The following is a 22,511-nucleotide window of genomic DNA, read 5'->3' on the forward strand; positions in this document are numbered from 1 at the left end:
GAGCCGTCGCGAGGTCGCGACGGCGTCGGCGCGCTTGCCGAGGAAGGCGAGTCCGAGGCGAAAGCCGAGGCTGTGCTTGAGTTCCTGCAGCAATTCGATTTCGGCTTCGGGGTCGGGCTCGGCGGCTTCGAGCGTGTCGACGCGGCGCGCGATTTCGCTCGCGATCGCGCTGCGGTCGATGGGCACGGCATCCAGGCGCGGATCGAACAGGTCGTCGATCAGCAGCGGATGCGCGATCACGCGTTCGGCGAGCCAGGCGCTGTCGGCGAACAGGGCGATCAGGCGCTTGCGCGCGCCGGGCTGTTCGTCGAGCAGGACGAGGTAGGCGGCGCGGCGCACGATGGCGTGCAGCAGGCGCACGAGGCGTTCGAGGCAGGCCGCCGGCGCGCGGCTTGCGGCAGCGGCCTGCAGCAGCTGCGGCATCAGGCGGTCGAAGCGTTCGCGCGAGCTCGTGGCCATGCTGCGCACGGCGGGCGATCGCGTGAGTCCGAGCAGCGCTTCGCGCACGGGCTCGGCCGGCGCGAAGCCGGCATCGGCGAGTTCGCGCGCGTCGCCGCCGTCGCGGTCAAGATTGCGCCACAGCGCGATCCAGCTCTCGGGCGTCTGCGAGGTTTCGCGGCGGTCGAGCGGTGCGAGCAGGTTGCGGAATTCTTCGGCGACGAGGTCGCGTTCCTGCGCGAGTGCGCCTGCAAATGCGGCCGTGCCGGCGTGACCGAGCGACTGTGCGATGCGCTCGACGAGCAGCGCATCGCCCGGCAGCGCGTGGGTCTGTTCGTCGCGCAGCATCTGCAGGCGGTTCTCGGCGCGGCGCAGGAACAGATAGCTGCGGCGCAATTGCTGCGCACGCGCTTTTTCCAGTACACCCAATTGTTCACACGCGGCCAGCGCGGGCAGCAGGCCGCGCACGCGCAGGCTGGGCTCGCGCCCGCCGCGGATCATCTGCAGCAGTTGCACGATGAATTCGATTTCGCGGATGCCGCCGGGGCCGAGCTTCAGGTTGTCGGTCAGGTCCTTGCGCGCGACTTCGGCGTCGATCAGCGCCTTCATCTCGCGCAGGCCGGCGAACGCGGTGTAGTCGAGATAGCGGCGGTAGACGAACGGCCGCAGCGTTTCGCAGAGGCGCTTGCCGGCGGCGAGGTCGCCGGCGACCGGGCGCGCCTTGATCCAGGCATAGCGTTCCCAGTTGCGGCCTTCGCGCTGGTAGTACTGCTCCATCGCGGCGAACGACAGCGCGACGCGGCCGGCGTTGCCGAACGGGCGAAGGCGCAGGTCGACGCGATAGACGTAGCCGTCGACGCTGACTTCGGCGAGCAGCTTGACCATCTGCTGGCCGAGCCGCGCGAAATAGGCTTCGTTGTCGAGCGTGCGCGCACCGTCGGTCTGGCCGTTCTCGCTGTAGGCGAGGATGAGATCGACGTCGGACGAAAAATTCAGCTCGCCGCCGCCGAGCTTGCCGAGGCCCAGCACGACGAGGCGCTGGATCTTCCCGTTCGCATCGCGCGGCACGCCGTGGCGTGCGCCGAGGTGATGCTCGGCGTAGCGCAGCGCGGATTCGAGGCAGGTTTCGGCGAGTGCGGTGGAGCCGTCGAGCGTGTCGGCGACGTCGTCGAGACCGTTGACGTCGCGCCAGATCAGACGCAGCGCTTCGCGTTTGCGGAAGCGCCGCAGCAAAGCCATCTGGCGCGCTTCGTCGCGTTCGCCCGGGTCGATCTGCCAGACGCGTGCGTCGGCCGGACGCGGATCGCTCATGAGCATCAGCGCGTCGGGCGCGAGCAGTGCCGGGTCGCGCGAGAAGCAGTCGTAGGCGAAGTCGCTGGCCAGCAGCACGCGCTGCAGATGTTCGGCGACGCCGGCGTCGTCGTAGAACGGCACGCCGGCTTCGCGGCAGCGCGCGAGCAGGTGCGCGTAGCGCGTTTCGAGGAAGTCGGCGAAGGAGGCGGGCATGGGCCGCCGATTCAAGCAGATTCGACTGGAGATTGCGCGGTCATGCGGCGGCGCGGGCGCGCGGGGCGTGGCGACGGATGCGCCACCGCGGCGAGCGCGCAGCGCGTCCGGCGGAGGCTTCTCCGCCGGTCCCCGGCCCTCTCCCCCAAGCTGCGCGTGGAGGAGAGGGCGTTTTTCTCAGGCACAAAAAATCCGGCGGCCGGAAGCCGCCGGCACTACATCAGAGCTCGAAGTCGTCTTCGAAGATCGGGTCGGGCTGGCTCGACGTACAGGCATTGCCGAAGTAGTGCCGCACGTCGTCGACCCAGAAGCCCGTGCCCGCGACCGAACCGTCGCTCGCCGCGCGGAGGCGGAACTTCGCGGTCTGGCCCGAGAACGCGCCGAGATCGACGGTCACCCGCGTCCAGGTCGTACGCGCGCCATGCCATGCCGTGCGCGGGCCGAACGCGCCGTTGTCGTCCATGACGCCGTTGTAGCCGCCTTCGGTGAAGCGGTTCGCATCGGCCGGCACGGAACCCTGGGCGCCGAGGATGTCGGTCCAGGTCGTGCCGTTGTTCAGCGAATACTCGAGCAGCACGCCGTCGTAGTCTTCCTCGGTGTCGTAGCGGGTCCAGAACTCGAGCTTGTTGCCGCCGTTCGCGCCGAGGTCGAGCGCGTTCGTCAGGGTCAGCGTGCGGTCGCTGGCCGCATTCGGATCGCTGACGAAGAACGATGTCGTCGGCGAGTGCGACTGCGTGGTGTTGACCGCCCAGTTCGCGCCGGCGCCGGTGCCGGCGACGGTCCAGTTGCCGATGCCGCTTTCCGCGTTGTCGGTGAAGCCGTCGGTCTGGCCGGGGCCGAACGGACGCGCCGAGCGCTGCACGAGGTTGGTGTCTTCGATGCCGCCGCCGCACAGGCCGCTGCCGGAGCCGTTCGGATCTTCCGCACGCACGATGTAGTGGTACGTCGCGTTGCCGACATCGGTGTCGGCGAGCGACGTCGTGGTGAGGCAGGACTGCAGCAGGTTCGCGGCCGACGGGGTGAAGCCCGCGGTGGTCGAACGATAGACGTTGTAGCGCGCCGGATTCGCGCCGCAGTTCGGCGTCGCCGCAGCCCAGCTCACATCGACTTCGCACGACGCGGTACCGGCGGAGTTCGCGCTGGCGGCGCCGGCGAAGGTCGGGTTCACCGTGCACTGACCGGTCGCCGTGGCGCTGCTGCACGCACTCGCGGGCGACGAGCACGGCTGCGCCGTGTCGACGCTGACGATCTTGTAGCTGTAGGTCGAACCGCCCGACACGGTCGTGTCGACGTAACTCGACACATTGTTCACTTCGGCAATCTGCGTGAAATTGGAACCCGGGCAGGCGCCGCTGCTGCGCTGTACCTGATAGCGCGTGATCCCGCCGACCGGCGTCCAGCTCACCGTGATCGCGTTGGCGGCGGTCGCGGTCGCGGTGACGTCGGCCGGCGCCGCCGGCGCGGTGCAGGCGTTGATGCCGTCGAGCACGGTCGCGGTGCCGCCGCCGATCGGATCGAGGTGGGTCTTCATCGCCGTCGCGGTCGTGCCGCCGCCTTCCCAGGCAACCGCGAGACGGCCGTAGTAGTCGGTCAGGTTTTCGCCGGTCGCGCCGCACGCGGACAGGCCGCCGCTGAGCACGCCGACGAGGCGGCGCTCCACGTTATAGAGCGGAGAACCCGACGAGCCGCCTTCGGTCACGTTCGGCACGACCGAGCTCGGCGGCGGCTGGATGCCCGGCAGCAGCGGCGGGCTCGGATCCCAGTGCACGTACCAGTGCGACGTGCCGCTGCCGGGAGCCGGCTGCAGGTACTGGCGGATGTCCATCGTCTGTCCGATGAACGTGATGCGCTTTTCATCGACGCCCGGATGATGGATGGACGCGCACATGCCGGCGGTCGACGCCGGATCGCCGGGCTGCACGCAGAGCGGCGCGGTGCCGGTGCGATCCCAGCCGGCCCAGTAGTGGTTGAACGCGGGATTCAGCGGGCCGGTGAATTCGAGCAGGGTCCAGTCCGACGAGCTCGTCGCACCGTGGTTCGCGAGGAAGGTCGCGCCGCTGTACGTGGTATTCGGCTTCGGGATCGGGATGCCGCTCGCGCCGGAGCCCGGCGTGCGGCAGGTCGCCGACTCGTAGTTCCAGTAGGCGACGATCGATGCCGCGGCCGAGGCGTTGTTCATGCCGCAGTGGCCGGCCGTCGCGAAGATCAGGCGGCGGTCGTTCGCCGTGTTGTTGACCATCGAGCCGGTGCAGGTGTCGGTGGCGCCGCGCGTATAGGCCGCGACGGCGCGGCGGTTCTCGTTCCACGGATCGTTCGGGCCGAGGCAGGCGACGTCCATGTTGCAGGCGCCCGACTTGCAGTGCTTGGAGCGCACGCCGAAGCCGCGATAGCCCTGGCCGACCTTCACGAGCCGAAGCTGCACGTCCTGCTGGTGCCCGGCCGGAACCGTCAGCGTGAGCCGGGCGTTGTTGCCCATGAGCACTTCGGTCCAGAACTGGCCCGTGACGTTGTTGTTGTTGGCCGTGAACGGACCGATCTGCTTGCCCGTGTCGGACGACGTGATCGTCAGCACCGCGCCGTCGGGCAGATGGAACGGATTGAAGCCGAAGCCCAGATGCACGGCATCCGGCGTCTCGACATCGAAGGTCCAGACCAGGCTGCCGTCGGACTGCGTGGTCCAGGTGCCGTAGCCAGCCGGATTGACGGCAAGTTCGTGACCGATCGCGAAGCGCTTGGGTCCGGCGCCCTTGACGTCGGTCAGCGCATCCTCTTCGGCCAGCTTGTTCATGTCGAGCGCGTCGAAGGTGACCTTGCTCTTGTCGGCATTGAAGCTTTCGCCGGCCCAGGCGCCCCCGGAAACGCCTAGGCCCAGCACCAGCGCGATGCCGATTACGTTCAGATTTCGCACGTTGATCTCCCAGTCTTGCCGTGAACTGCAGTCGGCTCCGTACTCCCCAGACATACGGAACCGATTCGCATTCTGTTCCGGTGCGCAGCACGGAACATCCGCGGCGAGACGGGGTTTTTCGGGGGACATATCCGTCTCGCGCCGGGCTTCGTGTGACACCGGTCACGCCGATGCGCGGAAGTCGGACGGGACGGGAGCCGGACACCGGTTCGGAAGCCGGTGTTGCCGACGCTGCGGGCAGGGGGCTTCACGCGCCCGCGCTGACGCAGGCCGCAGCAGGCGGGAAAAATCCAATAAAAAACCCGCCGCTGCAGGGACAGCGGCGGGTTCCCTCCCGGCAGACTCTCGGGCCTGCGCGTCGGCGATTGTCGCGATTGCCGCGGCCGGGTCACGCCGCGCTGCAACACCACGCCGGCGAAGGGGGCCGGGAATCCGCGCCGTTGCGCGGTTCCGCGAGGTTCGCCCGCACATACCCCTGCGGCATAACCGAATAACACCCCATCCTTTCCTGGCGTGCCGGGCCGCGCCTAGCATCGTCGATCACAAGGGCGTTTGGACGTCCAAATGAACCCGGTGATGCCATGTCCGCGAATCCCGCACTGCCTCTGATCCCGCTGCCCGATGCCAAGGCCGGCGATCTGGCGCGCCTCGTCGACGGGCTCGACTCCGCATCGCTGTGGTGGCTGTCCGGCTACGCCGCGGGGCTGGCGAGCCAGCACACGACGGTCGCGCGCGCGGTGTCGACGGCGCTCGCGAAGGAACCGGTCGCGGCGCTGCGGCTGACCGTCGTCTACGGCAGCCAGACCGGCAACGCCAGGCGCCTCGCCGAACAGTTCGCGCTGAAGGCCGAGACCGCGGGTCTGCAGGTACGCCTGCTGCGCGCCGATGCGTATCCGACGCGCGAACTCAAGAGCGAGCGCCTGCTCGTCGTCGTCGTCAGCACGCAGGGCGACGGCGAGCCGCCGGACGACGCGCGCGGCTTCGTCGACTTCGTGCTCGGCAAGCGCGCGCCGGAACTCAAGGAACTCAAGTTCGGCGTGCTCGGCCTCGGCGACAGCAGCTATCCGCAGTTCTGCGAGATCGGCCGCGTGCTCGACGCGCGCCTCGCCGAACTCGGCGCGACGCGGCTGCTCGACCGCGCCGACGCCGACGTGGATTTCGATACCGTCGCGAAGCCCTGGTCCGAGCGTGCGCTGCAGAGCGTGCGCGATCAGGTCAAGAGCCAGACGCCGCTCGCGACCGTGACGCCGCTGCGTCCGGCGGCCGCGGCCGGCTGGTCGCGCGAAAAGCCGTTCGCGGCCGACGTCATCGCGAACCAGCGCATCACCGCGCGCGCGAGCGACAAGGACATCCGCCATATCGAACTGTCGCTCGAAGGGTCGGGCCTGGCCTACGAGCCCGGCGACGCGCTCGGCCTGTGGCCGCGCAACCCGCCGGCGCTCGTCGACGCCGTCGTCGCGCTGCTGAAGCTCGATCCGAATGCGCCGGTGCGCATCGACGAAACCACGCAGCCGCTGCGCCTGTGGCTCAGCGAACAGCGCGAACTCACGCGGCTGTCGCGGCCGCTGATCGCGCAGCACGCGGCGCTCGCGGGTTCGGCCGAACTCAACCGGCTGCTGTCGCCGGATCATTCGGCGCAGCTGCAGAAGCTCATTGCCGACTACCAGGTCGTCGACCTGCTGCGCGCCTATCCGGCCGCGTGGTCGGCCGACGAACTCGTCGCGGCATTGCGGCCGCTGACGCCGCGGCTCTACTCGATCGCGTCGAGCCAGAAGGTCGTCGGCGAGGAAGCGCACCTGACCGTCGCCCACGTCGCCTATGACGCGTTCGGCAGCGCGCACTGGGGCGCGGCGTCGCACTACCTCGCGAGCCAGGGCGAGGCCGGCCGCGTGCCGGTGTTCATCGAGCACAACGAGCGCTTCCGCCTGCCGCGCGACGCGTCGCGCGACGTGATCATGATCGGCCCGGGCACCGGCGTCGCGCCGTTCCGCGGCTTCGTGCAGGACCGCGCGGCCAGCGGCGCGAACGGCCGCAACTGGCTGTTCTTCGGCAATCCGCATTTCCGCAGCGATTTTCTGTATCAACTGGAATGGCAGGACGCGCTCAAGCGCGGCCAGCTCGCGCGCCTCGATCTCGCGTTCTCGCGCGATCAGTCGGACAAGCTCTACGTGCAGCAGCGCATCCGCGAACAGGGCGCAGAGCTGTATCGCTGGATCGAGGACGGCGCGCATCTGTATGTCTGCGGCGACGCGACGCGCATGGCGAAAGACGTGCACGCGGCGCTGATCGAGGTCGCCGTCACGCACGGCGGCAAGAGCCTCGACGACGCGACGGCCTATGTGAGCCAGCTGCAGCAGCAAGGGCGCTACGCCAGGGACGTGTACTGACATGAGCGCCGCCGCCTCGCCCGTCGAAAAGATCAAGGCCGACAGCCGCTATCTGCGCGGCACGCTGCAGGAAAGCCTCGCCGATGCCGTCACCGGCAGCCTGCGCGAGGAGGACCAGACCCTCATCAAGTATCACGGCAGCTATCAGCAGGACGACCGCGACCTGCGCGAGGAGCGCCGCCAGCAAAAACTCGAACCCGACTACAGCTTCATGATCCGCACGCGCACGCCGGGCGGCATCGCGACGGCGGCGCAGTGGCTGAAGCTCGACGCGATCGCGACGCGCTTCGCCAACGGCAGCCTGCGCGTGACGACGCGCCAGGCGTTCCAGTTCCACGGCGTGATCAAGCGCGAACTCAAGCCCACCATGGCCGCGATCAACGCATCGCTGATCGACACGATCGCCGCCTGCGGCGACGTCAATCGCAATGTGCTGTCGGCGGCCAATCCGCTGCTGTCGTCCGTGCATGCGACCGTGCACGCGCAGGCCAAGGCGCTGTCGGAATACTTCCTGCCGAAGACGCGCGCCTACTACGAGATCTGGCTGGACGAGGAACGCGTCGCCGGCAGCGACGCGCACGAGCCCGAGCACGAACCGATCTACGGCACGACGTATCTGCCGCGCAAGTTCAAGACCGCGTTCGCAGTGCCGCCGGTCAACGACGTCGACATCTTCGCGAACGACCTCGGCTTCATCGCGATCGTCGAGCACGACACCGTCGTCGGCTACAACGTCACGGTCGGCGGCGGCTTCGGCGCGACGCACGGCGATCCAACCACGTATCCGCGGCTAGCCGACGTGATCGGCTTCGTGACGCCGGAACAGGTCATCGCCGTCGCCGAAGGCGTCATCACGACACAGCGCGACTGGGGCAACCGCGCCGAACGCAAGCGCTCGCGCCTCAAGTACACGATCGACGACCGCGGCCTCGACCATTTCAAGGCCGAAGTCGAGCGTCGCGCGGGCTTCGCGCTCGCGCCGGCGCGCGCGTTCGTGTTCGACCACAACGGCGACCGCTTCGGCTGGATCGCCGGCGAGGACGGCCGCTGGCATCTGACCCTGCGCATCGAGGCGGGCCGCATCGTCGATCGCGGCGAGCGGCGCCTGCTGTCGGGGCTGCGCGCGATCGCGCAGATCCACGACGGCGATTTCCGCCTGACCCCGAACCAGAACCTCATCGTGGCCAACGTGCCGGTGGCGCAGCGCGCCGCGATCGATGCGCTGGTCGCCGAGTACGGCCTCGATCTGTATCGCAGCGCATCGCCGCTGCGCCTCAATGCGCTGGCCTGCGTCGCGCTGCCGACCTGCTCGCTCGCGATGGCCGAGGCCGAACGCTACCTGCCGGATCTCGTGACGAAGCTCGAAGCGCGCCTCGCCGCGCACGATCTGGCCGACGCCGACATCCACCTGCGCATATCGGGCTGCCCGAACGGCTGCTCGCGGCCGTATCTCGGCGAGATCGCGCTCGTGGGCAAGGCGCCCGGCCGCTACAACCTGATGCTCGGCGCCGACCACCGCGGCCAGCGCCTGAACCGCCTGCACAAAGAAAACATTGCCGAACCGGAAATTCTGGACACCGTCGACGCGCTGCTGGCGCGCTATGCGGGCGAACGCGGACGGGACGAGCGCTTCGGCGACTTTCTCGTACGCGCCGGCCTCGTCGCGGCGAAACCCGGCATCCCGCTGGAGGTGAGGACATGAACTTTCCCGATCTCGTCAGCGCGGCCGAAGACGGCCGCGCGCTGGCCGAGCTGAACCGCCGGCTCGATACGTTGCCGGCCGAGGAACGCGTCGCCTGGGCGCTGCAGACGCTGCCGCAGAGCCGCGCGCTGTCGTCGTCGTTCGGCGCGCAGTCGGCCGCGTCGCTGCATCTGATCACGAAGCAGTCGCCCGACATTCCGGTGATCCTCGTCGACACCGGCTATCTGTTCGCCGAGACGTATCGCTTCGCCGACGAGCTGTCGCAGCGGCTCACGCTGAACCTCAAGGTGTACCGGCCGAACATCAGCCGCGCCTGGATGGAAGCGCGCCACGGCCGGCTCTGGGAAAACGGCGTCGAGGGCATCGACCAGTACAACGCACTGCGCAAGGTCGAACCGATGCGCCGCGCGCTCGACGAACTCGCCGTGCGCACGTGGTTCGCCGGCCTGCGCCGCCAGCAGGCGCGCACGCGCAGCGACGCGCAGGTGCTCGAACTCAGGAACGGGCGCTGGAAGTTCCAGCCGCTCGTGGACTGGACCGACCGCGACGTCTACGTCTATCTGCAGCGCCACGACCTGCCGTATCACCCGCTTTGGGACGAAGGCTACGTGTCGATCGGCGACACGCACACGACGTCGCGCTGGGAACCCGGCATGCGCGAGGAGGACACGCGCTTCTTCGGCCTCAAGCGCGAGTGCGGCATCCATGTGGACATATGAATTTTTACGCATCGCCCTGCGCGAGCGATGTTGACGCTTGCCCCTTGCGGTGCGCACGCGCGCCGGTCGACGAAGCCGCCGCGCGTGCGCACCGCCCCCGATTCCGTGTTGCCCACCAACCGCCTCCCCAGGCTTCGCGCCGCAACTGACGGCGCGACCGGGCGCCCCGCGCCCGCACCAGGAAACGACTCATGTCCACGCGCACCGCTACCGTTCTCGACACCGAATTCCGCGACACCTTGAATCCGCCGCACGGCGGCGTGCTTCAGGAACTCTATCTGCCGGCCGATGCGGCCGAGGCGCTGAAACAGCGCAGCGCGACGCTGCCGGGCTGGGACCTGACCCAGCGCCAGCTCTGCGACCTCGAACTGCTGCTCAACGGTGCGTTCTCGCCGCTGACCGGATTCCTGACGCGCCGCGACTACGACCGCGTCGTGCGTGAAATGCGGCTCGCCGACGGCACGCTGTGGCCGATTCCGATCACGCTCGACGTCAGCGAGTCGTTCGCGGCAGGCATCCAGACCGGCGCCGACATCGCGCTGCGCGACTCGCAGGGCGTGCCGCTGGCCGTGCTCACGGTCGAGGACATCTATTTCCCCGACAAGCTCGCCGAAGCGCGCGAGGTATTCGGCACGACCGACGCCACGCACCCGGGCGTGGCCGATCTGCTCCAGCGCAGCAATCCGGTCTACGTCGGCGGTACGCTGCGCGGCATCCAGCCGCCGCAGCACTACGATTTCGCCGAGCTGCGCGACTCGCCGCGCCGGCTGCGCGACACCTTCGCGCGCCTGGGCTGGAACACCGTCGTCGCATTCCAGACGCGCAATCCGATGCATCGCGCGCACCGCGAACTCACGCTGCGCGCGGCCGAGCAGGTCGGCGCGAAGCTCCTGATCCAGCCCGCGGTCGGCCGCACCAAGCCCGGCGATGTCGATCACTACACGCGCGTGCGCTGCTATCGCGCGCTGCTCAAGCACTATCCGAAGAACGACGCGACGCTGTCGCTGCTGCCGCTCGCAATGCGCATGGCCGGTCCGCGCGAGGCGGTCTGGCACGCGATCATCCGCAAGAACTACGGCGCGTCGCATTTCATCATCGGCCGCGACCATGCCGGCCCCGGCAACGACGCGAACGGCAAGCCGTTCTACGAACCGTTCGCGGCGCAGGAACTGCTCGCGCGCCATCAGCAGGAAATCGGCATTCGCGCGGTACCGTTCCCGGCCATGGTCTACGTCGCGAACCGCGACACCTACGTGCCGTCGACCGACGTTCAGAAGGACGACGAGGTCCGCGACATCTCGGGCACCGAGCTGCGCCGCCGCCTCGTGACCGGCGAGGAGATCCCGGCCTGGTTCACCTTCCCCGAGGTCGTCGACATCCTGCGCGAACGCTATCCGGCCGGCGCGAACAAGGGCGTCGCGCTGCTGTTCACGGGCCTGTCGGGCTCGGGCAAGTCGACGCTGGCCGAAGCCGTGATCGCGAAGCTGCTCGAACGCTCCAGCCGCTCGATCACGCTGCTCGACGGCGACGAGGTGCGCAAGAACCTGTCGAAGGGCCTGGGCTTCTCGCGCGAGGACCGCATCGCCAACGTCACGCGCATCGGCTGGGTCGCGAGCGAGATCGTGCGCCACGGCGGCATCGCGATCTGCGCGCCGATCGCGCCGTACGCGGAAACGCGCGCGGAGATCCGCCGTCTCGTCGAGCAGCACGGCGCATTCGTCGAGATCCACGTGTCGACGCCGATCGAGGTCTGCGAAGGCCGCGACCGCAAGGGTCTCTACGCGCAGGCGCGCGCCGGCAAGATTCCGCAGTTCACCGGCGTCAGCGATCCGTACGAAGTGCCGAAGAATCCCGAACTCGCGTTCGACACGAGCGACGCCGACGCCGGTGCGATCGCGAACCAGGTGCTGGCCTTCCTGCGCAATCGCGGCCTGCTCGCCGACTGATCCGCGCGGCGCGACACGGCGGCGGCCTGCGTGCTGCCGCCGGTTGCCTGCGACTGGTCCCTGTCCGGTGCCGATACCGGAAGAATCCGATATCCGGCCCGGCCGCGCACCGACGCGGAACCGGCGCGCGCGCCCTAACGTGGCGACACACTCACTGCGGAGTCTGTCGCCATGCACCTCGTCTCGTTGCTGCTGCTGTTCCTCGCCGTCTGCGCCGCGCCCGCCCGCGCGCTGACCATCTACAAATGCACGGATGCACAAGGCGGCATCGCCTACCAGGGCGTGCCTTGCGCCGGCGGCTCGAACGGAGCACCGGTGGCGCTGCGACCCGAGCCGGTCGCGGCGGCGCCAGCGACCGTTGCATCGCCTGCGAACGCGCCATCGCGTTCGGCCGCAACCCGTGCGCGTGCGCCGAAGATGCCGCGGCCCCGCACGCCGCGCGAGACCGTCGTGACCGTCGCGCCGGACGCCTCGTGGGAATGCCGCGCGGCGAACGGCGACGTGTTCTACCAGCATTCACCCTGCCCTACCGCCGTCGCCGGCGAAATCGAGATCCGGCATGAGGCGACCCGCGGACGCAGCGCCGGCCGGTCCGCGACGGTCGCCGTGTCGGGCCGGTCGATCGCGCGCACCGAAGCGTGCCGCCGCATCCATGCGCCCAGCGCGAGCGACCGGAGCGGCCACGAGCGCGACGAGGACGTGAGCACGTACGAACGCAATCTCGGGCGCGATCCGTGCCGCTGAGTTTCCCGACGGTGAACAGCAGCCGCGTTCGCGTGCGGCGTCAGACCGGTTTCGGCCGGCAGATGACCTGCGGATCGCAGACGATGAGTTCCCCGGTCTTGATTGGCGCACGATCAGCGCGATCCGCAGCAGGTCGTTGACGTCGTTCTTCACGACCACGCTGACGCTGACGCTGGCGGACCGGACGCGCCGACGCCGCCCGCAACTGATCGGGCGTATCGCTGCTGACGGCGCTGTGCATTTCGAAATTCGCCGCGGTTTCCTCCGACAGCGTGAAGGTCGGAAGCGTGGTGCTCGCTTCGAGCAGAATGCGATTGCGATCGCTTGCGCACGCGAGGGACACGGATCGCCGGTAAATTCAATTGACGAAAAATGCATTCCGGAAACCTGGAGATTCGTCGTCGGGCGATCGTCGCGCCGATGAAACTGCGCTAGCTATCGGCACTGTCGCTGCGTGCGCGTCGCGACAGGACCTCTGCACGCCGCTCCGCCATCCAGGAGACCTTCGTCATGCCCCGCTACACCCTCAACCTGCAGATCGATTCCCAGTCGCTGTCCATGCTGTATGCCGCCGGCCAGCGCATCACGCTCGGTCAACCGGCGAACAACGGAACGCCGAATCTGGCCTGGATCGTGTTCAATCCGCTCCAGAGCAACACCGTGAACTGGGAAGACCAGTACGGTCTCTACGCGTCGACGTCGACCCTGATGCCCGGCGCGAACCTCGTGATGATGTCGGCGGTTCCGCCACCCGCGCAGGATGCGTCGGTCTACACGTTCCAGCCGTCGATGTTCTTCGGTCCGCCGACGCGCGGCGGCGTGCCGTCCGGCACCTACGGCATCCAGAACAGCGCGCAGAGCTTTCAGCCGCTCGCGTTCGGCCTTACCCAGGCGGTCGAGGTCAACGGCGCCGCGATGCCGAGCAGGCCGACGTCGGCCACAGCGATGCTCTCGAACATGATGAGCACCTTTACACCGTCTCCCACGATCTATGTCTGGCTGCAGTCGGTCTACGGCAGCAGCACCTTCATCGGAAACCTCAACGCGCCGTCCACGCGCGTCAACTTCGGCGGCGGCGTCACCTCGCAGACGCTGCGCTACGACCCGGGCCGCGGCGTGTTCGTGCCGTCCTCGTCGCTGCAGGCGGAAAACGCGGCCACGCCGCACGTCGAAGTGTCCGAACCCGCGTTCTACTGATACGACGCCGAGCCTCCGGGCTCGCACACCGCCGGCGCACGCACGACCGCGTGCGCCGGCAATGCCGCGCCGCTTCTGCGCGGGACGACATCACCGCGGCCAGCATCGCCCGGCGGGTTTCTGCCATATCTCTACAACGCATTATTGTTTACAACGCGGCATTCCGCCCGTGCCGGCCCGACGGCACCGGCACGCCGAGCCTGATCTGGATGGCGATCGATCCGGTCGAGACCGCAACGGTCACGTGGGACGACAACGGCGGGCTGTTCGCCTCGACGCCGGAACCGCAGCGCGGCACGACGCTCGCACTCACGGCGACGGTGCCGACGCCTCGATCTATCCGCTCCTGTCGTTCCTACCTTCGGCCCACCCGCGAATGGCGACATTCCGTCGGGCGGCTACGCGATCCAGAACCAGGCACAGGTTCAGCCGCTGTCGTCCGTCCTGATGCCCACGGCCCAGGTATGGCTGCAGTCGCCTACGGCAGCGGAACCGGCATCGAAGACGTCGGTGAACTGAATACGCGCGTCGTCTTCGACGACGACCTCACCACGCGCCCCTCACCTGCGATCCGCTCGGCGGCCTGTTCGTGCCGGTGTCGGCGGGGCAGACGGAAAACGTTTCCGCGCCGGTCGTCGACCGGACCGAACCGCTGTTCTACTGATTGCCGGTGAAGCCGCGTCCGTCGCAAGCCGCAGCCGACGATCCCGCCGCGACGGATGCGGATGCCGGACGGCGGCGGTCCCTCGGCCGAAAATCGCGGAATCCCGGCCCGTGGAACGCAATCGCACCGTGGTCACTTCTGCACAATTCGCGTTCACGCCATTGCGCAACTGCCACGTGTGTCGCAAAAACACGCGCCGCTCGCGTAGGCCTCATAGGCATATGCCATCGCGTAGCTAACAGTATCTGTACAGATTCCTAACGATCCGCGACACTTGCGCCGCGCTGGGGCGCACCCGCGGGGGCGGGTATTTCCGCAGCAGTTGCCGGGCGGCCATTCCGTACGGCAGACGCTGTCGGTCCACCGAATTGGGAGTCAACGAATGAACGTGTCCGTCCAAGGTCGCGCCCACCGGCGTGCCGCGCTGTATGTCGCATTGATCGCCGGTATCGCGGCACTTCCGGCCTTCGCCCAGAACCCGTCCGGCGATGCCGACAAGCTCGAAACCATCAACGTGGTTTCCACCGGTACGCGCGCCGGCAATCGTTCGGATACGGACACCGCGGCACCGGTCGACGTGATCGGCCGCGAAGCGATCGAAGCCACGGGCGCGATCGAAACCGGCAAGCTGCTGCAGAAGCTCGCGCCGTCGTTCAACTTTCCGACCAGCTTCGTCAGCGACGGCACGGACCTGATCTGGCCGGCCACGCTGCGCGGTCTCGGTCCCGACCAGGTGCTCGTGCTCGTCAACGGCAAGCGCCGCCACCAGCAGGCGCTCGTCAACGTGCAGCAGTCGATCGGCCGCGGCTCGGCCGGCACCGACATCAACACCATTCCGATCGCCGCGATCGAGCGCATCGAAGTGCTGCGCGACGGCGCCTCGGCGCAGTACGGCTCCGACGCGATCGCCGGCGTCATCAACATCATTCTCAAGGATCAGACCGACCACACCGAACTCGGCGTCGAAGTCGGCGAGACCTATGCGGGCGACGGCGACCAGTACCGCGCCGCGCTCAACACCGGATTCAAGATCGGCGGCGACGGCGGCTTCCTCAACCTGACCGTCGACTACATGAAGCGCCTGGAAACCAACCGCGCCGGCCCCGACAGCCTCCGCGTCGATCCGCCGCGCGTGACCCAGCGCCTCGGCGAAGCCGATCTGGAAGGTGCGCAGCTCTGGCTCAACGCGGCCCTGCCGCTCGCCGGCGGCGAGCTGTATGCGTTCGGCGGCGTGTCGCGGCGCGAAGGCAACTCCTCGGGCTTCTTCCGCTCGGCCGGTGACGGCCGCACGATCCCGCAGCTCTACCCGAACGGCTTCCTGCCGACGCTGCTGACCACGTCCGACGACCGCTCGCTGGCCGTGGGCTATCGCCACGCGCTCAACGATTCGTGGAAGTGGGATTTCAGCGTGAACCGCGGCTGGAACCAGTTCGAGTTCGCGTCCGAAGGCACGGCGAACGTCAGCTACTACTACGAGCCCAAGCCGGGCGGCGGCATCTACGCAGAAACCCCGACGTCGGCCGAAGACGGCACGCTGCGCTTCAAGCAGACCACGGCCAACTTCGACCTGTCCGGCGACGTGGACTGGGGCATCGGCGCCGAGCCGCTGTACCTCGCGTTCGGCACGGAATGGCGTCGTGACGGCTACCAGATCATCGCCGGCGACCCGGTGTCGTATCAGTACGGCCGTACCAACGACCCGACCATCGACATCCGCAACGCCGTCGGCGGCATCGCCGCGGCGGGCATCCAGGGCTTCCCGGGCTTCACGCCGGCAACCGAGATCGACGCGAGCCGCCGCAGCCTCGGCGTCTACGTCGACGCGGAGTCCTATGTCACGCAGAACCTGCTGATCGGCGCGGCCGGACGTTTCGAGGACTACAGCGACTTCGGCACCAACAGCACCGGCAAGCTGAGCCTGCGCTACAACTTCACCGACGCGTTCTCGCTGCGCGGCACCGTGTCGAAGGGCTTCCGCGCACCGAGCGTGCAGCAGCAGTTCTTCAGCCAGGTGTCGACCAACCTCAACGCCGACGGCACGCTGACCGACACGATCACGGCGCGCCAGGGCAGCGCGGTCGCGCGCGCGTTCGGCGTCAAGCCGCTCAAGGAAGAGTCGTCCGACAACTACTCGGTGGGCTTCGTCTGGAAGCCGAGCAACGAACTCTCGGTGACGGCTGACGTCTATCAGATCAACATCGACGACCGCATCGTGTTCTCGGGCGCGATCGGTCCCGAGCCGGGCAGCGCGAACTGCACGGATCCGGCCGTCTGCCCGATCGCCGTGCTGCTGCGGCCGCTGAATGTCGGCCAGGCCACGTTCTTCACGAACGCGATCGACACGAAGACGCGCGGCGTCGACGTCGTCGCCGAATACAGCACGGAACTCGACGGCGGTGCGCGCCTCGGCATCTCGGCCGCGTTCAACTACAACCAGACCGAAGTGCTGCGCATCAACTCGCCGTCGACGCTCGTGCCGTCCTCGACGCTGTTCGGCCGCGAGCAGGTCACGCTCGTCGAGGAAGGCCAGCCGCGCCAGCGCTCCACGATCGGAACGAACTACCACAGCGGCCCGTGGCACACCGATCTCGCATTCAACTACTACGGCTCCGTCGCCGGCGAAGGCTTCACGCCGGGCCTGAAGCAGAAGTGGGGCGGCAAGTGGCTGACCGATCTGTCCGTCAGTTACAACTTCACCGACGACCTGCGCGTGACGCTCGGCGGCAACAACATCTTCGACGTGTATCCCGACAAGTGGGAGTCGACCGGTCCGGATCAGAACCCGTTCCCGTACCTCGGCTTCAAGTACGGCTGGGAAACCCTGCCGTTCGGCCTCAACGGCGGCTACTACTACGCGCGCCTGAACTACCGGTTCTAAAGCGGCCCCGCCCTGGCCGCCCGACCCGCGTGCGGAGGCGCGCGGGTTTTTTCGGGACCGGAAGTCGGGAACCGTTCAAGCCAAGCAACAGCAAAGCAAATGCAGGGCGGGCCTCGGAACACGAGGCTCGCTTTTTTTTTTCTTTTACGATTCCCGATTCCCCGTTCGCCCTCCCGGCTTCATCCATTCCCGATTCCCGCCATTCATACACCGGACACGAAAACCCCGTTCAGGTGCGCTAGAGTGCCGGCCGAGTCGTGCCTGTACACGGCCGTGCGGCGGATATGGGGATGTTCGTTCGATCGCCGCCGCAGCGTTGTTGCTACATCGTCGCCGTGCGGCGATGCCATCGATACCAGGAGAAACCGATGATCCGCTTTGCTCGCCCGCTCATCATCGCCAGCGCCGTGCTCGTGCTGGCCGCCTGTCAGAAGCAGCCGGAACCGGCCAAGCCGGCCACTACGCCGGCTCCGGCCACCGCGCCGGCCACCCCGCCGCCGGCTGCAGCCCCTGCCACCCCGCCGCCGACCACCACCGCCGCGGTCGATTCGGTCGGCGTGCCGGAATGCGACAACTACATCACCAAGTACATGGCCTGCGTTTCGGGCAAGGTGCCGGAAGCTTCGCGTGCACAGCTCCAGGCCAGCCTCGACCAGATGCGCACCGCGTGGAAGCAGGCGGCTGCCACCGACGCCGGCAAGGCCAGCCTCGCGCAGGCCTGCACCGCGGCGAACGATGCGGCCAAGAGCTCGATGAGCGCGTTCGGCTGCACCGATTTCTGATCGGATTTCGTTTTTCGGCGAATGAAAAACCCCGGCGAGTGCCGGGGTTTTTTTTGAATCGTGAATCGCAGAAACCGTGCCCGGAATCCCGCTTCCGTTTCGCGAATCCTGCTCCTGCGATTCCCTATTCCTGCCAGATCACTGACAGGTAGCGCTGCCGCCCCAGCTCACGCTGAACTCGCTCGCGCTCACGAACGTCGAGTTCCACGACAGGCTGTCGCTGCCGGCGCCGCCGAAACGCAGATCCTTCGTATCCGACTGGTTGCCCGTGATCGAGTCGCTGCCGCCGTTGCCGAACAGGTAGTCGCGCGTGTCGGAACTCGTCGCATAACCGTCGACCGTGTCGTCGTCGGCATTGCCGAAGGCGAAGTTGCGTCCTTCGACCGCGCGCAGACGGTCGTTGCCGCTGTTGCCGAACGTGAAGTCGGTGCCATTGCCCGAATTCAGGCGATCGTTGCCCGAGCCCGCGAACACGAAGTCGCTGCCGTCGGCGCCGTCGAGCGTGTCGTCGTTGTTGCCGCCGAACAGGAAGTCCGCATCCGCATCGCCGCGACTGTAGTCGTTGCCGTCGCCGCCGAACACGATGTCGAGGCCGGTGCCGCCGAGCAGATGGTCGTTGCCCGAACCGCCGAACGCCACGTCGAGACTGCCGTCGCCGGCGATGTAGTCGCTGTCGTCGCCGCCGAACAGGAAGTCGCTGTCCGCGCCGCCCTGGATGTGATCGAGGCCGGCGCCGCCGAAGACGAGGTCGAGACCGTTGCCGCCGACGACGAGGTCCATGTACTCGTTGCCGAACAGCAGGTCGGTGCCGTCGCCGCCGTCGATCGCATCGCAGCCGTCGCCGCCGAACACGAGATCCGGATCGGCTTCGCCGCGGATCACGTCCCAGCCCGGGCCGCCGAACAGGATGTCGAAGCCATTGCCGCCGTTGATCGTGTCGAGGCCGTCGTTGCCGAACGCGATATCGACGCCGTCGTTGCCGCTGATGCGGTCGTCGCCCCGATTGCCGAACAGCAGGTCGATGTCGGCGCCGCCTTCGATGACGTCGTTGCCCGCGTTGCCGAACACCAGATCGATGCCGGCGTCGCCGAACAGGAACTCGTCCTTCTTCTGCGTGTTGTCGTTGCCGAAGACGATGTCGGTCGCGTTGCCGCCGCGGATCGTGTCGGATTCGGCGTTGCCGAACAGCAGGTCGATGCCGTCATTGCCGTTGATGACGTCTTCGGCCGGACCGCCGAACACGAGATCGACGCCGTCGTTGCCGTCGATGACATCGGCTTCGCTCGCTCCGAAGATCAGGTCGATGCCGTTGCCGCCGGAGATGCGGTCCGCGCCGTCGCGACCGAACACGAGGTCCATGCCGTCGTCGCCGAACAGCGTGTCGTTGCCTGCGCCGCCGAAGACGAGGTCGACGAGGCCGGCCGAGCCGCGCACGGTGTCGTTGCCCGCGTTGCCGGTCACGAGATCCATGCCGTCGTTGCCGACGACCGAATCGTTGCCGTCGGAGCCGAACGCGAAGTCCATGTCGCGGCCCGCGTCGATGCGATCGTCGCCGTTGGCACCGAACACGAAGTCGACGCCGTCGTTCGCGCTGACGATGTCGTTGCCGTCATTGCCGAAGATGAAGTCGCCGAGCAGCGGGAACACGCCGGCGATCGTCGTGTTGCTGCCGACGATGGTGTCGTTGCCGATGCCGCCGAAGAAGAAGGTGCCGAACGGCACGTCGATGCCTTCGATGCCGAACACGCCGGGCACGACGTTCATGATCTGGTCGTTGCCCTGCTGGCCGAACAGGAAGTCGATGCCCATCTCGCCGTCGATGACATCGTTGCCGGCCGGGTGACCGAACAGCAGCGCGTCGCCGAACACGAAATCGGTGTAGCCGTTGTCGTCGACGTTGCCGTCGTCGCCGCGGTCGGCCGCGACTTCGCCGCCGAAGATCGTGTCGTCGCCGGCCTGCCCGATCAGCAGATTGCCGAGATCGAATTCGAGCACGACCGGGCCCGCGGTCACGGTGTAGGAATTGCCGGCGCCGCCGTGGATTTCGTCGTTGTCGCGGCCGCCGAGCACGATGTCGTGATCGTCGCCGGCGAAGACGCGATCGGCGCCCGGGCCGGCGACGACGAGGTCGTAGCCCGCATGGCTTTCGATGCAGTCGTCGCCGCGCAGCGCGAAGACGAGGTTGATGTTGCCGCCGGTGACGATGTTGTCGTCCCACGGCGTGCCGATGACGACGCTGGCGGCGCCGATGTTGAATTCGAAGTTCCAGGTTTCGGCGTCGCAGAGCACTTCGCCGCCCTTCGTCCCGGCGCCGTCGGCCTTGGCTGCGCCCGCGTCTTCCGCTGCCGTCTTCGCGTCGGCGATCTCCTGCAGCCGCTTCGTACGCGAGCCCGGCAGCGACGGCACGCCGATCGGATCTTCGCTCGTGTAGGTCGGGCTGACCCAGTCGTTGAAATAGGTCTCGAATGTCGCCGCGTTGGTCGCGATCGCCGTGTTCTCGATGCGCGCGCCCTTGTCCATGCCGGCCGCTTCGAGCGCGAGACGCCACGCCTCCACGCGCGGCTCGATGTCGTCGAGCAGTGCCTGCGCGGCGTTCGCGATCGGCTGATAGCCCGCGCCGTCCTCGTTGACATTCACGGTCGGCGCGTAGTTCTCGAAGCCCAGCGTGTCGATGCAGGCGAGCAGGCTCGTTTCGTTGCGCGCGAATTCCGCTTCGGCGCCCGCGATTTCGGCTTCGAGGCGATCGCTGTCGGTTTCGTCGGGCAGCGCGGAGATGCGCAGATCGAGCGCGTTGAGGCGCTCGCTGATCTTCGCGACCTGGCCGTTGATGCACTGGAGCACCGGGCCCTGATAGCGCGCGGTCTGCTCCGCACCAGCCAGCGTGATCTGCGCGGCCTTGCCCTGCAGTTCGCCGAGATCGGCGTTGACCTGCGCGAGGAACGCATCGTGCTGCGCCTGGATGCCGGCGGCGGTTTCGTCGAGCAGCGCCTGGCCGTTCGGGCCTTCGTGCACCTGCGTCTCGTAGAAGTCGACGAGTTCGTTCTGCGCTTCGAGGCGGAACAGTTCGATCTGGTCGGACTGCATCTGCACGACATCGTTCACACGTGCAAAGATCGCATTCTGCGCATCGATCAGCGCGACCAGATCGGTCTGCGACGCATCGACGGCGACGACCTCGTCGGGCACCGTGATAGCCGCGAGCGGCGCGAGCGCACCGGCCTTCAGCGGCATCGCGATGCCGCCGTCGGCGATCTCGCCGCGGAACGCGAGGCGGAATTGATCGCCGGAAACGCGCAGGTTGTCGGCGAACAGCACGCCGGTCACGGAGTCGCCGAGTTCGATCGCGACGATCTGGTCGATGCCCGGATCGAAGTTCAAGCTGGCCCTGCGCGTGATCGTGTTCGCGGCGGAATCGACGATCCAGAAATGCAGCGCCGTCGTGTCGCGGCTCACATAGAGCGCGCCGGGACCGTTGATCGCGACCGACACATCGGCGGTCGCCTTGGTCGCGGTCGGCGCTGGCCTTGCAGCAGCGGGCGCGACGGTTGCGCTGCGCGCGACGGTATCGGCCTGTACCGCGGCAGCGGACATCAGCGCCGTCGCGGCGACGGCCGCGGCGAGCAGACAGCGCTGCAGGCGCGCGCCGTGATGCGACCGGTTGGCGTTGGGCGATCCCGGGCCGGCGCCCGGGAACAGACGGGATCGAGTGCTCATGACAGTTCTCTCTCGTGGGATCGATGGCTACAGCCGCCTGTGGAACGGCCGTCCAGCGGCACCGATGCGGCGCCGTGGCCGATGCACTACAGCGCCGTATCGGAGCGCTGACGAGAAAAAACCCGGGACGGATCCGGGTCGCTGCCGGTACGTGTCAGGCACGATCCGTACGCAGCTCATTGTTTGAGCGGAGGAAAGAACAAGAAGGATGCCGTTGGGGGGTACGGCAGGCCGCCTCGCGTTCCGGGTGTCCTTGAATTCTGGGTGTCCTCAAATTCCTCCTTGAATTCCCGGGTGTCCTTGAATTCGGGGTGTCCTCGAATTCCCCGATCCTCGCGTTCCGCTTCGCCAACCGTTCTTCGCGGCGAAGAGACTCCGATGTTGCGGTTCGCCTCCGGCTCACCACAACCTACGATTCCCGATTCCCGTCTCCCGATTCCCCGCTCAACGCGCGCGGCGATTCCGGAACGCTTGCCACTCGCGCTCGCTCGCGAAGCCTTCGCGGAGGTTGCAGACGACGAGCGTGACCGCGTTGTGCGGATCGTGCGCGGCGTCGACCTGGCCCCAGTCGCCGCCGGCCGGCAGCGCGACGCCGTGGCGGCGCTCGAACCACTCGCGCAGTGCGCGCGTGCGCGGGCCGTCGGGGCCGCGCTGGTCGCCGTCCATGAGATTCCACGGTGCGATGTCCCAGCGCGCGAGCGGTCCGCCGCTGCCGGCGAAGGTTGCGATGAGCACGGTCTTCTCCGGCTTCCTGCCGCCGCGCGCGTCGAACACCAGGCGCCAGGCCACCGGGCGGCCGTCGTGGTGCAGCCACTCCTCCCAGCCTTCGCGTTGCGCGAGCAGTTCGGGCGCGCGCATGCCGGACCAGAGCGCGAGTCCGGGTTCGGGCGTGAAACGGCCGTTGTCGTCGAGGTTCATGGCGTGCA

General features: G+C 67.9%; 14 protein-coding genes. 9 read left to right on the forward strand and 5 right to left on the reverse strand.

Translation table 11 applies throughout. The annotated features are described in order from the left end of the window. Positions 1-1,944 (reverse strand): bifunctional [glutamate--ammonia ligase]-adenylyl-L-tyrosine phosphorylase/[glutamate--ammonia-ligase] adenylyltransferase (glnE, locus tag VLF18_RS11595; RefSeq protein ID WP_325279782.1); only part of this gene is annotated, 1,944 nt, incomplete at its 3' end. A gap of 220 nt (positions 1,945-2,164) precedes the next feature. Next, complete coding sequence (locus VLF18_RS11600; protein ID WP_325279783.1) at positions 2,165-4,852, reverse strand: hypothetical protein; 2,688 nt, start codon at positions 4,850-4,852, stop codon at positions 2,165-2,167. Between the two features lie 581 nt (positions 4,853-5,433). Between VLF18_RS11600 and VLF18_RS11605 the strand changes: the two genes are divergently transcribed. The 5 genes from VLF18_RS11605 (at position 5,434) to VLF18_RS11625 (ending at position 12,350) form a co-directional block, all read left to right on the forward strand. After that, complete coding sequence (locus VLF18_RS11605) at positions 5,434-7,239, forward strand: assimilatory sulfite reductase (NADPH) flavoprotein subunit (RefSeq protein ID WP_325279784.1); 1,806 nt, start codon at positions 5,434-5,436, stop codon at positions 7,237-7,239. 1 nt (position 7,240) lies between these two features. Further along, positions 7,241-8,941: an assimilatory sulfite reductase (NADPH) hemoprotein subunit gene (gene cysI / locus VLF18_RS11610; RefSeq protein ID WP_325279785.1), complete on the forward strand. Its 1,701-nt coding sequence runs from the start codon at positions 7,241-7,243 to the stop codon at positions 8,939-8,941. Then, on the forward strand, positions 8,938-9,660 hold the full coding sequence (locus VLF18_RS11615) for a phosphoadenylyl-sulfate reductase (RefSeq protein ID WP_325279786.1): 723 nt from the start codon (positions 8,938-8,940) through the stop codon (positions 9,658-9,660). The genes cysI and VLF18_RS11615 overlap by 4 nt, the downstream gene beginning before the upstream one ends. A 191-nt stretch (positions 9,661-9,851) precedes the next feature. Next, positions 9,852-11,606, forward strand: coding sequence for a bifunctional sulfate adenylyltransferase/adenylylsulfate kinase (locus VLF18_RS11620; protein ID WP_325279787.1), 1,755 nt, complete (start codon positions 9,852-9,854; stop codon positions 11,604-11,606). A 171-nt stretch (positions 11,607-11,777) separates the two neighbouring features. Next, complete coding sequence (locus VLF18_RS11625) at positions 11,778-12,350, forward strand: DUF4124 domain-containing protein (protein ID WP_325279788.1); 573 nt, start codon at positions 11,778-11,780, stop codon at positions 12,348-12,350. Positions 12,351-12,390: 40 nt separating this feature from the next. Here VLF18_RS11625 and VLF18_RS11630 read toward each other — a convergent pair whose 3' ends face one another. After that, positions 12,391-12,591, reverse strand: a complete 201-nt coding sequence (locus tag VLF18_RS11630; RefSeq protein ID WP_325279789.1) for a hypothetical protein — start codon at positions 12,589-12,591, stop codon at positions 12,391-12,393. Positions 12,592-12,860: 269 nt separating this feature from the next. On the opposite strand from VLF18_RS11630, the gene VLF18_RS11635 reads away from it, so the two are divergent. The 4 genes from VLF18_RS11635 to VLF18_RS11650 all read left to right on the forward strand — a co-directional run bounded on the left by VLF18_RS11635 (position 12,861) and on the right by VLF18_RS11650 (position 17,871). Then, complete coding sequence (locus VLF18_RS11635; protein WP_325279790.1) at positions 12,861-13,547, forward strand: hypothetical protein; 687 nt, start codon at positions 12,861-12,863, stop codon at positions 13,545-13,547. Between the two features lie 50 nt (positions 13,548-13,597). Continuing rightward, entirely contained in the window at positions 13,598-14,221 is a 624-nt protein-coding gene (locus tag VLF18_RS11640) for a hypothetical protein (protein WP_325279791.1), read from the forward strand. 372 nt (positions 14,222-14,593) lie between these two features. Then, complete coding sequence (locus VLF18_RS11645; RefSeq protein ID WP_325279792.1) at positions 14,594-17,089, forward strand: TonB-dependent receptor; 2,496 nt, start codon at positions 14,594-14,596, stop codon at positions 17,087-17,089. Positions 17,090-17,457: 368 nt separating this feature from the next. Beyond that, positions 17,458-17,871: a hypothetical protein gene (locus tag VLF18_RS11650; protein WP_325279793.1), complete on the forward strand. Its 414-nt coding sequence runs from the start codon at positions 17,458-17,460 to the stop codon at positions 17,869-17,871. 138 nt (positions 17,872-18,009) lie between these two features. Here the strand turns inward: VLF18_RS11650 and VLF18_RS11655 are convergent, their stop codons facing one another. Both VLF18_RS11655 and VLF18_RS11660 read right to left on the reverse strand, forming a co-directional pair. Continuing rightward, positions 18,010-21,585: a calcium-binding protein gene (locus VLF18_RS11655; protein WP_325279794.1), complete on the reverse strand. Its 3,576-nt coding sequence runs from the start codon at positions 21,583-21,585 to the stop codon at positions 18,010-18,012. Between the two features lie 444 nt (positions 21,586-22,029). Next, positions 22,030-22,503 (reverse strand): hypothetical protein, encoded by a 474-nt coding sequence (locus tag VLF18_RS11660; RefSeq protein ID WP_325279795.1) that lies wholly within the window; start codon positions 22,501-22,503, stop codon positions 22,030-22,032. Positions 22,504-22,511 lie beyond the last annotated feature (8 nt).

Origin of the sequence: Tahibacter sp. (assembly GCF_035481375.1) — a bacterium.
Lineage (GTDB): Bacteria > Pseudomonadota > Gammaproteobacteria > Xanthomonadales > Rhodanobacteraceae > Tahibacter.

Bases quoted from the DNA above. Each gene is read 5' to 3' on its own strand.
- VLF18_RS11605 (WP_325279784.1), top strand. From the start codon at position 5,434: ATGTCCGCGAATCCCGCACTGCCTCTGATCCCGCTGCCCGATGCCAAG.
- cysI (WP_325279785.1), top strand. From the start codon at position 7,241: ATGAGCGCCGCCGCCTCGCCCGTCGAAAAGATCAAGGCCGACAGCCGC.
- VLF18_RS11615 (WP_325279786.1), top strand. From the start codon at position 8,938: ATGAACTTTCCCGATCTCGTCAGCGCGGCCGAAGACGGCCGCGCGCTG.
- VLF18_RS11620 (WP_325279787.1), top strand. From the start codon at position 9,852: ATGTCCACGCGCACCGCTACCGTTCTCGACACCGAATTCCGCGACACC.
- VLF18_RS11625 (WP_325279788.1), top strand. From the start codon at position 11,778: ATGCACCTCGTCTCGTTGCTGCTGCTGTTCCTCGCCGTCTGCGCCGCG.
- VLF18_RS11630 (WP_325279789.1), bottom strand. From the start codon at position 12,591: ATGCACAGCGCCGTCAGCAGCGATACGCCCGATCAGTTGCGGGCGGCG.
- VLF18_RS11635 (WP_325279790.1), top strand. From the start codon at position 12,861: ATGCCCCGCTACACCCTCAACCTGCAGATCGATTCCCAGTCGCTGTCC.
- VLF18_RS11645 (WP_325279792.1), top strand. From the start codon at position 14,594: ATGAACGTGTCCGTCCAAGGTCGCGCCCACCGGCGTGCCGCGCTGTAT.
- VLF18_RS11650 (WP_325279793.1), top strand. From the start codon at position 17,458: ATGATCCGCTTTGCTCGCCCGCTCATCATCGCCAGCGCCGTGCTCGTG.
- VLF18_RS11655 (WP_325279794.1), bottom strand. From the start codon at position 21,585: ATGAGCACTCGATCCCGTCTGTTCCCGGGCGCCGGCCCGGGATCGCCC.
- VLF18_RS11660 (WP_325279795.1), bottom strand. From the start codon at position 22,503: ATGAACCTCGACGACAACGGCCGTTTCACGCCCGAACCCGGACTCGCG.